We start from the raw sequence: 11,201 nt of genomic DNA, 5'->3' as shown, positions 1-11,201 counted from the left end.
TGCCTAATCTCGTGTTTAAACACACACTATATGGATTCCTGTTTTTGGCTTCTTTTCCTATGTCTACTTTTGTAATCAAACCAGCGCTTTTTGACGATCTTGAACAACTCAATGATTTGATGTTCGAACTGCATGATGAGCACCATATCCAATCTCCAGAGCTGTTTAAAACCGCAGAAGAAATCGAACAAGAAAAGAGTATTGCTCGCTATCTCGATAATCCTGAATGTTTGGTGTATGTCGCTAGAGTAGAGGGTGAGATCGTCGGCTTTGTATCTGGGCATTTCTGCGAGCTTATTTCTACGGTTAGTAAACCTGTCATGATGGGAAGCGTTGATGAGCTATACGTCTTACCCGAATATCGTAAGCAAGGTACCGCGAAGGCTTTGATTGAAAAGATAGAGGCGACATTCGTTGATTACGGAGTGAAACAGATGTTTGTTGAGGTTTGGGACTTTAACCAGACAGCGATTTCTCTCTATAAGAACCAAGGTTTTGGGCATCATATTCATTGGTTAAGAAAGTCGTTATCTGAACGTTAATTAATGCGTAGCTAAGACGGTAACTTAGTGACTTATGTAATCTGATGGTGCAAAAGTTGAGTCTAATGGTCAGTATTTACTATTAGTCTCGTCGCAATGTGCGGCGACTCATTCTCATCCAAATTGGTGATGTTGTTTTTGTTTGCTTGTTTTGTAAGTGGCACATGAATAGTGCCTCATAAAACAAGAGGAAAATAACATTGAATCTATCAAAAACCTTACTTGCAACGGCGTTATTGCCAATGTTGGCAAGTGCAGATCAAGTCACGCAAACACAAAACAATGAAATTCAGCCGGATATCGTGGGTGGTATCACGGCAAACCCCAATGGCTGGAAATTTTATACGCAGATAGTCAGCCGCAATGGTAATCGTTCTTTCTGCGGGGCGAGTTATATTGGGGATGGCTATGTTCTCACGGCTGCTCACTGTGTTGATGGCGATGCTCCTAATCAAATTGCCGTCAAAATTGGTGGTGTGATTTATAATGGTACTGATGGTGTTCGCTCTAATGTCAGCCAAATCTACGTACATCCTTCCTATAATCGTTCTACTTTGTCTCATGATATCGCTCTGTTAAAACTCTCTTCAAAGCCTCAAGGTGTTACGAAAGTGGATATCGCATCAGGCAGTGTCTCGCAATATGCAGGCGTCGGTGATTGGTTAACTGTCGCTGGACTAGGCCGAACTTCGGAGGGGGGCAGTTCACCAGCCGCTCTACAAGAAGTGGATGTGCCTCTGGTGTCTGATGCAATGTGCCGTCAAGCTGGTGGGAACTACACAACAGTTGGGGCTGTTTCGTTTTGTGCGGGAGTACCTCAAGGTGGCATTGATTCTTGTCAGGGAGACAGTGGTGGTCCCATCGTTGTGAATAATAACGGCGTTGTGACTCAACTTGGTATCGTAAGTTGGGGCATAGGTTGTGCCCGACCGGGTAAGTACGGTGTGTATAGCGACATTGCGGCGTTGCGCAGTTTTGTTGATGGCGTTTTAGGTACGACAATGCCTCCGACAGATAATGTTTCTGTTGGTTACACCGCAAATCAGACTTTGAGTTCTTTTAAAGTGGGCGAGCTGAAGCAACACAGTTTCAGTATTCAAAATATCGGTAATGTTGCGTTTACTGTCGAAAGTGTGGAACTGCAAAGTTCTGGTGTCACGAAATCTGCGATGATCACCAGAGACCAATGTGCACAATCGACCCTTAGTGCAAGAAGCTCATGTGTTGTTGACGTTGAGTTTGGCGCTTCTCAAGCAGGTGACGCGAGCGTTACGCTGAACTTTGGTATTGATAAAACCAGCACCTCATATCAAGCAGTCGTAATAGCATCGGCAGTGAGTTCAACAACACCGCCATCTGGTAGTTGTGAAAATGAATGGCAAGTTAGTGCGGTTTACAACACTGGAGAAACCGTGTCGTGGGCTGGTCAAATATGGCAAGCCCAATGGTGGACGCAAGGTGATAACCCTTCAGAATCTGGTCTTTGGGGAGTGTGGCAGGCTGTAGGGGCGTCAGATTGTTCAGGAACAACACCTCCGGTAGAGCCACCGACTAAACCAACACCTCCGTCTTCTGGTGGTGCCTATCAAGCTGGGACTAATTACACAGCGGGTGATGTGGTGACAAATCGTGGTGCAAGTTACCAATGTAAGCCATGGCCGAACAGTTTATGGTGTGGCTCAACTCCAAGTGCTTATGAGCCGGGAATAGGCTATGCATGGACAGATGCATGGTTGAAGCTGTAATCGTTTAAGAGAGTTTATTTCTCACTGATAATAAACTCTCTTCTATTGTTTCAATTCTGAGAACGCGTAAAATCCACATAAATTACCCTGACGTTAAATTAATATAACTGGCAAAATTGCAGCCAATGTTTCGAGTTATGTCTGATTTCTGTCAGAATTATTTTGAAAATTATCATTAAGTCTTTTTTGACATGTTCGCCAAATGTACAACTGGTTACTTAATTTATGTCGAAAAATATTGGCAACCCTGCCATCATGACGGTGTGATTCTTCTCTCTTTTAAAGGTTGTATTTTGTGCTGAGACAGTTGTTTTTTCTCATCCTGTATTCCATTTCACTGTTTGTTTCTCCTTTGTCTGCCGCGAATCCTCTTCCAGAAGATGTGAAAGGGGCGCTTTGTGTTGTTCGCGCAGATAACAAATTAGTATTAATCCACGAGATATTAACGAATAAAATTTCCCTTCCTGGTGGCACAATTATTCAAGGTGAATCGCCTAAACTTGCTGCGCAGAGAGAAACGTGGGAAGAAACCGGTTTAGTTGTTACTGTTGGTGAAGAGTTAGGTAGAACAGATACTGCTGTTTTCTTTGATTGTGTATCGGATTCAGACGTAATTGCGTTTTCGATGACCAATAAAATTGATGGTAATGAGTTACCTATCTGGTTTGCTCCTCATTATGGCGTTGAAGTCGCTTCTGCGATGCTAGTGAGCCCGAGTAACATGTCAGCCTCTTTGTACCGTTATCCTGAGCAGTGGAAAGATGTAGGCGAGTTCTACACTAGAGCGACTGAACAACCTGTCGTTTATGTTGAACAGTTAATTGAGTCAGCGCCCAATTTCCGTCAACTGGAGTTGTCTTGGATGATGGATCTACAGAGTTGGGTAGGTTCGTTTTCATCGAGTAGTCGTAATACGGCGTGTGAAATCGCAGACCTAATTACGAGTTTGAGCAATCCAACATTTTTGTTGTTCTTGTTTCCATTCGTGATGATGCGTTTCGATAGTCGTTTTGTATATCGGCTGTTCTTTGCTGTTACCGCAACTTCGTTGATGACTCTCGTGGCTCAACAGGGGTTCTCACTACCAAGACCGCATGTATATGTACCAATGGCAGAGTTAACTCAAAGCTTTGGCTTTAGTTTTCCAAGTTTGCCGGTAGCGGTGTGGTTTTGTGTGATGACGTTTATGTTCCAAAGAACAAATACCTTTGGTCTAAACCGAATCACGTTGCTTGTTGCCCTTGTGACTTTGACCGTACTAGCTTGTAAGTTCTTCCTTGGTACTGCATTTATCCTAGATATGTTGATTGGTGCTTTGTTGGGTTCTTTGGTTGCATGGCATGTGCTCCGACTCGAAGGCAACCCCGATGTGGACGTAGACAAGTTACTGAGTTCAAAAAGTGTTTGGTTTACGATGACTGCGATTACCGCAGTGATTTCTGTCATTTGGCCGTTGCCCGTATTTACTAGCTGGTTAGCGATTCTGATTACTGCGTCAGCGCTGGTGATGACCTTCAAAGAGTCAGAAATACGTTTTGACCGTCAACAGATGTTGTTTGTGATTCTAGCGTTATTGCTGGTTGAGCAATTGTATCTTTACTTGAGCACAACGGTTTCATTTAGCGGATTTTGGTCTTTGGTGTTTAGCACCTTCCATTATCCTCTATTGATGCTGACATTTATTGTGTTAGCGAGAAAACTAACGTGTAAAAACAAGCACGCAGAGTAATAAAAAACCTCGCTTAATAGCGAGGTTTTTTAATTGGCGTTTACTTCAGATTTGTTAAGCGTTCAAAACGAATTTCTCAATAGACTTTGCTACGCCGTGTTCATCGTTGCTCTCAGCGATGTAGTCTGCGATTTCTTTTGTCTCTTCCATCGCGTTTGCCATTGCAATACCAAGACCCGCATATTGAAGCATGTGATGGTCGTTCTCGGCATCGCCCATACAAATCACTTCTTCAGCTTTGATGCCTAAGTATTCTGCGATTGCTGAAACACCGATGCCTTTATTACTTGATGGATTCAAAAACTCTAAGAAGAACGGTGCGCTTTGTACTACGGTGAATTCTTCTCTTAGATCTGACGGTAGCGCTGCTATCACTTCGGTAAGTTTGCTTGGCTCTGCAACCATCATCGCTTTGATGATGGCGTGATCATCAGAAAGTGACTCGAAGTTCATTTCAGTGACATCAAGACCATTAATTTTTGCCTCGATATCAGTGTATGGGTTGTTTTCTTCAGTAATTAAACCGTATTCTTGACTGAATGCATGAACGTACGCCCCAAGTTCTTTTGCTTTGCGAGCGATTTTCTTTGCTGCTTTGCCATCGATGATTTGCTGGTGGATGATTTCATTGGTGCCAATGTTCTTCACCATAGAGCCGTTGTAATACAGTACAAAGTCTTTATCAGAGTTGATGTTTAACTCATCCAATTTGTCTTGCATACCCTCAAGAGGGCGACCTGATGCAAGTACAACGGTCACACCTGCTTCACGAGCCTTAGTGATGGCTTGCTTGTTCTCTTCTGAAATTACTTTGTCGCTGTTTAACAACGTACCGTCCATATCTAGGGCGATCAGTTTGTACATCTTTACTTACCTTAAAAATTGGGAACTCGTGTATGAAACTACAAAAAGACCTATTTTAACAATTTATTTTTGGTTTAAATTGACCTGAGTGCGCCTCTCCATTAAGGTCTTCGCCTCGAAGTATTATGAGTTGAGTGAGTTCTACGTTGTATAAGCTAAATGAGATGTTTGAAACCATCCAAGGGGAAGGGGTTTTCACTGGTGTGCCAGCAGTTTTCGTGCGTTTGCAAGAATGTCCGGTAGGATGCTCTTGGTGCGATACAAAGCAAACTTGGTACGCAGAAGAGAAAGACCAACGCCAGATTGGCGATATCTTGGTGAAAACAGAGGACTCCCCAACATGGTGTTTCGCATCAGCACAAGACATCGTAGCGGAATACAAAAAGCAAGGCTTCAATGCTCAGCACATTGTGATCACTGGCGGTGAACCCTGCATTTATGATTTGCGTGATTTAACCGCAGCATTTGAAGATATGGGTTGCCAGTGCCAAATTGAAACCAGCGGCACTTCAGAAGTTGTTACCTCAGAAAATACTTGGGTGACCGTGTCACCTAAAGTCGCGATGAAAGGTAAATTGCCTGTACTTAAAAGTGCGTTGGAGCGCGCAGATGAGATTAAACATCCTGTTGGCACACAAAAAGATATCGATCATCTTGATGACTTGCTTGCGATGGCCGATATAGACTCAAAAACCATCATCGCTCTGCAACCAATTAGCCAAAAGCCAAGAGCAACACAGCTTTGTATTGATACTTGCGTGGCACGTAACTGGCGCTTGTCAGTTCAAACTCATAAATACTTAAGTATTGCTTAAGCTCGGAGAAAAAGATGAAAAAAGCAGTTGTTGTTTTCAGTGGTGGACAGGACTCTACAACATGTCTGGTTCAAGCGTTAAAAGAGTTTGATGAAGTACATGCAATCACATTTGATTATGGTCAACGTCATAAGTTAGAGATCGAAGTTGCGGAAAAAGTAGCAAAAGATCTTGGTGTTGCTGCTCATAAAGTCATGGATGTAGGTCTTCTGAACGAACTAGCAATCAGCTCTTTGACTCGTGATGACATTCCAGTTTCTCATGAACTTCAAGAGAACGGTTTGCCGAATTCATTCGTTCCGGGTCGTAATATTTTGTTCCTAACGCTAGCTGGCATTTATGCATACCAAATTGGTGCTGAAACCGTTATTACTGGCGTGTGTGAAACCGACTTTAGTGGTTACCCTGATTGCCGTGATGACTTTGTGAAAGCGATGAACAGTGCTTTAGTAAAAGGCATGGATCGTCAGTTCGACATCAAAACACCGCTGATGTGGCTAAATAAAGCGGAAACATGGGCGTTGGCAGATCAGTACGATGCGTTGCAACTGGTCCGTGAAAGTACTTTAACTTGCTACAACGGCATCATTGGTGATGGCTGTGGTGATTGCCCGTCTTGCGATCTGCGCAAAGCGGGCTTAGATGATTACCTGAATAACAAAGACACTGTTATGCAGTCGTTGATTCAAAAGCAGAAAGCGGAAGATCAATAGGCTCGTTATAAGCATCAATCACGGCATCATGCTCATTTCTTTTTGATTGACACAAAGCTTGGTCTAATATCGAATACAGCTCATCAAAATTACTAAGTGGTTTTGATGTAGAGAGATAGGCCAAGCTTGCTGTGACATTGACCGAATGACCGTCGTCTGTTTTTATCTGCTTTTCTGAGATGGTTTTGTGAAGGCTTTGAACACGAAATGGCACATCAATTTCATCCACATTCTTTAGTAACAAGATAAACTCTTCTCCTCCAATACGTCCCAAATATTCTCCTTTATTTAGTTTAGATTGAAGTGACTTACAGACTTGAGTTAGGACTAAGTCGCCTACTGGATGCCCGTATTTATCGTTAATCAGTTTAAAGTTGTCTAGGTCGAATAGTGCAAGTACGTAGCGCATATCATCTGGCGCGCTGATCGATTGAGAACGGATTTTCTCGATGATTGAACTCCGATTCAGGGAGCCTGTTAACTTGTCTAAACGAGATTCCATCTTTATTTTTCGTAGAGCAAAGAGTGCGACCAACAAAACAGCGAGTAACACAAATACTACAAAGTTGTACGCTCGCTGTTGCTCGGCAAGCTTTTTAAGCTCAAGCAGTTTTAGGTTACGTTCGTTGTCAATTTTTACGAGTTGCAACTCATATTCATATTCACTTTTCGTTAGGTCTAGCGCTTCGATTGCTTTTACATTGTTGGCATCTCGGTTTGCTAACTCCAATGTTGCGTACTCGCGGTAGTGGGATAGAGCTGTTTCATACTCGTTCTGTTCTTGGAAGATTTGCGAGAGTAACAATTGAGATTTTGATTGCAACGCGGTCGTTGAGTTCTTGTTTGCCAATTCTAACGCGGCATTCGCATGTTCTAGTGCTTCTTTCAACATGCGGTGTTTTAGGTAAGCGAAGCCTGCCGCCAAGTGACTTTCAGTTTGTAAGCGTTCGTTTTCGTACTCTTTGCCCAACTCTAAAGCGTTTTTAATATGGGGAACGGCGCTTTTTAAGTCACCAGAATCGACGTAGGCAGAACCAAGCCCAAGATAAGTTAGTCCCTTGCCGTATGGGTAATTCAGTTCTTCGAGTAGTGTTAGCGCATTCTTATAGTGACTGATGGACTTCTCGTAATCTTTAGATTTGTAATACATGGATGCCAAGCTATGTTCCACTTGAGCAACTTCAAGAGGTGTGGCTTCTAATTGTCGAGCAAGTAGTGCTTGAATTAGGTATTGTTCAGATTGTTCGAATTGACCTAGTTCACTCAGCAAATTACCAACATCGTTATAAACACCTGTGGGGTCGCTTTGTGCTGGCATTTCATTAATGAGTCGGCGGTACAAGCTAAGTGCAATATCGTATTCGCCACGGAAGTCGAAGTTGTTTGCGATTACACGCAGCGCAAGATCTGCAGGAATACTCTCTTTGTGGTCGTTAGTTAAGTGGTTATTAAGCGATGAGCAGAAAAAGTTAGCCTTGTGGTACTGACCTTGTTGATTGAGGGTGTAGCAAAGCTGGTAGTTCATTAACGCTTTTGTTTCTATATCTGCGCGCTGTTTAGCACTTTGCAGTAATGAGGTGAACAAGTTTACTGCAGCGTCGTAGTCACCCTGTTTGCGTTCTAACAGTGCTTGAATGTACTTTGATTCCAACTTTGCAAAGTGATTTTCCAGAAACTGACTGCTACCAAAGTAAGGCTGGTTGATATTCGACATGTATTCGTAAATCAAACCACTGACGTAAAGCTTCTCACTATTAGAGTCGGCAGTGTGGTATCTGTCTTGAAGCATGTGGAGCGCAGATTTGGAATTTGTTTTCATTGTAGCTAGATAAACAGAATGCCATTGAGTGATGCTTTGAGTGTCACTTGCGTTTGCTTGACTGCCTAATAGGAGAGACGCAAGCAAAGTAAGCAGCGTACGCATAGTGATGTAACCTTATGTTATTGCTATGTTGTTTGTTCAGTATGATATACCAATTGGGAGTGAGTCATTGTGACAAAAGCCGAAGGGTATAGATAGTGGGGTGATGAAAACTATGCGCTCGGTCGAGCTTTACATCGAAAAGGTAAGTAATAGAAAAGAAGACCCCAGCACGGTGCTGAGGTCCTAGGGAATTAGCCTACGTATAGCTTCGCTAGATCTTGAGGTTCAACCTCTTTACCTTCTAGCTGTGCATTCCAGTTTGTGCCAACAAGAACGCCGTCTTCTGCAAGAGTTAGTAGCCAATCTTCAACAAAGATATCTAGTGGGATTTCTAGTACTTCGAAATCTGCCCATTCTTCAACGTTGTGTGCCTGCGCATCTTCTTTAGATGACCAGAAAGGCATGACTTCGCTGTTTTCGAATTCAGTTGAATCGCAAGATAGCCAACCTTCTTCATTGCGTAAACCCCAAACTAGTTGGTTTTCTTTAGTTTCAGCAACGAAAAGGTCAAGGTTTGCTTGGATATCTGATGTAAGTTTGCTCATTTCAAAACTCTCATTGTTATGACGCGAGTAGGTTAACACTAAAGTGCCGATTCCAAAAGCATAATACGGTTTAACAAGGTTGAAAAACAAAAGGAGCCGAAGCTCCTTAAAGTGTGTTCTCTGGAAGGGTGGTAAATATTGTCCACTCTTTTTTAATTTCACCTTTGTAGCCTACAACAGAGGCCGTTACACGACGGTTAAGTGCGTGGCTCACTTCGTCTGTTCCTTGTTGAGCAAGGTGAGTATCGCCATAGCCAACAATTCGAACGCGATCTGGTTTGATACCGTAACCTAATAACGCAGAGCGCACTTTATTTGCTCGACGTTTTGATAGGTCTAAGTTATAAGAAGCGCCACCTACCTTACTCGCATAGCCATGTAGCTCAATAGAGGTTGTCGGGTATTCTTTGAGAAACTCAGACAATTGGCGAATTTGGCGATGGAATACAGGGTTAATTTCATCAGAGTCGTTGGCGAACAATACTCGGACTTGCATTTGTTCAGACGACTTTATGTACTCACCGCAGCCATCATTGTCGATCTCTGACGTTGCTGGCGTATCAGGACAAAGGTCCCTTGCGTTAATCACACCATCATCATCGTCATCTTGTAGGTCTGCAATTTGCTGAGCATTTGGTGTTTGCATGTATTCATACTCGTCTTCCGCAAATGCTTGGTTTGCTGCGACGATAAGACCCAACGAGAAAAGAATCTTTACTGCTTGCATAATTAGTACTCCACCTTCTGATTCCACTCAGTCGGAACATCAACGCGAAGCGCATTCAATAGTTGACCAGTCGCATTCATCACACGGTATTTGGCGTATTGTTCTGCGTACTTCGCATCCAAGTAGTCTTTGCGAGCTTCAAACAATTCGTTTTCTGTGTTCAATAAGTCAAGTAGGGTACGTTTACCAATACGGTATTGTTTTTCGTACGCAATAACTGTCTCAGAAGCTGAATCTACGTGATCGGACAAAAATTGTTTCTGTTGTTGTGTCAGATCCAGTGCGCTCCAAGAAAGGCGTAAACCTTCTTCTACATTTCGATATGCGCGTTCACGTAAGTCTTTTGCTTTGTTCAACTGGTAGGCGAAACTTTCGGCATTTGCAGAGTCACTGCCACCATTGTATAGGTTGTAACGCATACGCAGCATCGCTGTTGTTTCATCACTGTTTCCTTCGACACCAGCTGCATCATCACGCCATGTTTGCGAAGCTTCTACAGAAACTGTTGGGTAGTAGTTACCTTTAGACTGTTTGTACTGGAACTTAGCCGAATCAACATCCGCTTTTGAAATCTTAATCACTGGGTGAGAATTAAATGCCAAATCAATCGCATCATCTACTGTGTAAGGAATGAAGTTTTGATCTGCGCGAGGGAAGATAAGTCCTTGCGGAGCTTGACCTACAAGACGTGTGAAGATCGTGTGCGTATCAAACAAATTGTTCTGAGCAGCTACCAAGTTACCGTGTGCTTTAGCTAAACGAGCTTCTACTTGCGTTAAGTCCGCTGTTGAACCAATACCTGAATCTACACGTTTCTTGATATCTTGATAGATTTTCTTATGCACTTTCAGGTTATTTTCAGAAAGCGTCAGTACTTCATAGGCTTTAACGGCATCCAGGTAGACTTTAGCTACCTCTAATGCTTTATCTTGAGCATCTGCTAATAATTGGTAACGAACGGATTCAGCATCCGCTGCAGTACGGTCAATGTCGTTAAGCGTCGCTGAACCATCCCAAATAAGCTGGGTTAGCGTAATTGTCGCTTCTTTTCGCGTTAAATCAGTAGACTTACGATTACTCTCTGCTGGGTTTATCCCTTCATATCCGACGCCTGCATCTAGGTCGACAGAAGGAAGATAAGCACCGCTCGAGGCTTCATTCACATACCGCTTACTTACGAATTCATTAAACGCACTTTTGATGTCTGGGTTGCTAATAAGTGTATTTTCAACCGCTTGCTCAAGTGTTTGTCCGAAAGCAGGGCTAACGGCAAGCACACCAAAGCATATGGCGTTGGCACGAGTCCACTTCACTTTGTTTCTCCTAGATTTAGTCATGTCTGAAGGCGAGAAATTGTTCTTATAAATAGGGACAACTCTATAGGCGTCAATAATCTAACGCACAATGCTATTAACAATCAACTATGTGACTAGTTGCTATAATTAATGTTGGATAATTAGTTTTACACTTTATGAGCTGTTGTTCTAATTATTTTCTGGATAAAGATCATGTTTTCAATGGTTTAAACAGAATTGGTGTCCGTATGTTTGTGATCTAGTCCCAAATAGGTCCTATATACACTTTTATAAGTAATATG

10 protein-coding genes are annotated in these 11,201 nt (G+C 42.7%); 5 read left to right on the top strand and 5 right to left on the bottom strand.

The features are described 5' to 3' along the window. Positions 1 to 59 precede the first annotated feature (59 nt). From QMY49_RS07435 to QMY49_RS07425, 3 genes are all read left to right on the top strand, one after another. Entirely contained in the window at positions 60 to 542 is a 483-nt protein-coding gene (locus QMY49_RS07435; RefSeq protein WP_009696943.1) for a GNAT family N-acetyltransferase, read from the top strand. A gap of 200 nt (positions 543 to 742) precedes the next feature. Beyond that, a complete protein-coding gene (locus tag QMY49_RS07430) occupies positions 743 to 2,287 on the top strand; it encodes a trypsin-like serine protease (RefSeq protein ID WP_283313778.1) in 1,545 nt (514 codons plus the stop codon). Between the two features lie 295 nt (positions 2,288 to 2,582). Continuing rightward, a complete protein-coding gene (locus tag QMY49_RS07425) occupies positions 2,583 to 4,016 on the top strand; it encodes a bifunctional NUDIX hydrolase/phosphatase PAP2 family protein (protein ID WP_050937475.1) in 1,434 nt (477 codons plus the stop codon). A gap of 54 nt (positions 4,017 to 4,070) precedes the next feature. Here the strand turns inward: QMY49_RS07425 and QMY49_RS07420 are convergent, their stop codons facing one another. Beyond that, positions 4,071 to 4,880, bottom strand: a complete 810-nt coding sequence (locus QMY49_RS07420) for a Cof-type HAD-IIB family hydrolase (protein WP_017819415.1) — start codon at positions 4,878 to 4,880, stop codon at positions 4,071 to 4,073. Between the two features lie 164 nt (positions 4,881 to 5,044). Between QMY49_RS07420 and queE the strand changes: the two genes are divergently transcribed. Both queE and queC read left to right on the top strand, forming a co-directional pair. After that, positions 5,045 to 5,695: a 7-carboxy-7-deazaguanine synthase QueE gene (queE, locus tag QMY49_RS07415; RefSeq protein ID WP_017819414.1), complete on the top strand. Its 651-nt coding sequence runs from the start codon at positions 5,045 to 5,047 to the stop codon at positions 5,693 to 5,695. Between the two features lie 14 nt (positions 5,696 to 5,709). Beyond that, entirely contained in the window at positions 5,710 to 6,408 is a 699-nt protein-coding gene (gene queC / locus QMY49_RS07410; protein WP_029789726.1) for a 7-cyano-7-deazaguanine synthase QueC, read from the top strand. Here the strand turns inward: queC and QMY49_RS07405 are convergent. The 4 genes from QMY49_RS07405 to QMY49_RS07390 all read right to left on the bottom strand — a co-directional run bounded on the left by QMY49_RS07405 (position 6,365) and on the right by QMY49_RS07390 (position 10,917). Then, positions 6,365 to 8,332, bottom strand: a complete 1,968-nt coding sequence (locus QMY49_RS07405; RefSeq protein WP_283313773.1) for a GGDEF domain-containing protein — start codon at positions 8,330 to 8,332, stop codon at positions 6,365 to 6,367. The two genes, queC and QMY49_RS07405, sit on opposite strands and share 44 nt — an antisense overlap. Positions 8,333 to 8,523: 191 nt before the next feature. Next, complete coding sequence (locus QMY49_RS07400) at positions 8,524 to 8,877, bottom strand: DUF2750 domain-containing protein (protein ID WP_005451971.1); 354 nt, start codon at positions 8,875 to 8,877, stop codon at positions 8,524 to 8,526. Between the two features lie 106 nt (positions 8,878 to 8,983). Beyond that, a complete protein-coding gene (locus QMY49_RS07395; RefSeq protein ID WP_283313770.1) occupies positions 8,984 to 9,604 on the bottom strand; it encodes an OmpA family protein in 621 nt (206 codons plus the stop codon). Positions 9,605 to 9,606: 2 nt separating this feature from the next. Beyond that, on the bottom strand, positions 9,607 to 10,917 hold the full coding sequence (locus QMY49_RS07390; RefSeq protein WP_009696936.1) for a TolC family outer membrane protein: 1,311 nt from the start codon (positions 10,915 to 10,917) through the stop codon (positions 9,607 to 9,609). Positions 10,918 to 11,201: the final 284 nt, after the last annotated feature.

The sequence above is a fragment of the Vibrio harveyi genome, from assembly GCF_030060435.1.
Taxonomy (GTDB): Bacteria; Pseudomonadota; Gammaproteobacteria; order Enterobacterales; family Vibrionaceae; genus Vibrio; species Vibrio harveyi.
Note: the sequence above shows the minus strand (reverse complement) of the source record. Positions and strands in the feature narration are given on the sequence as shown.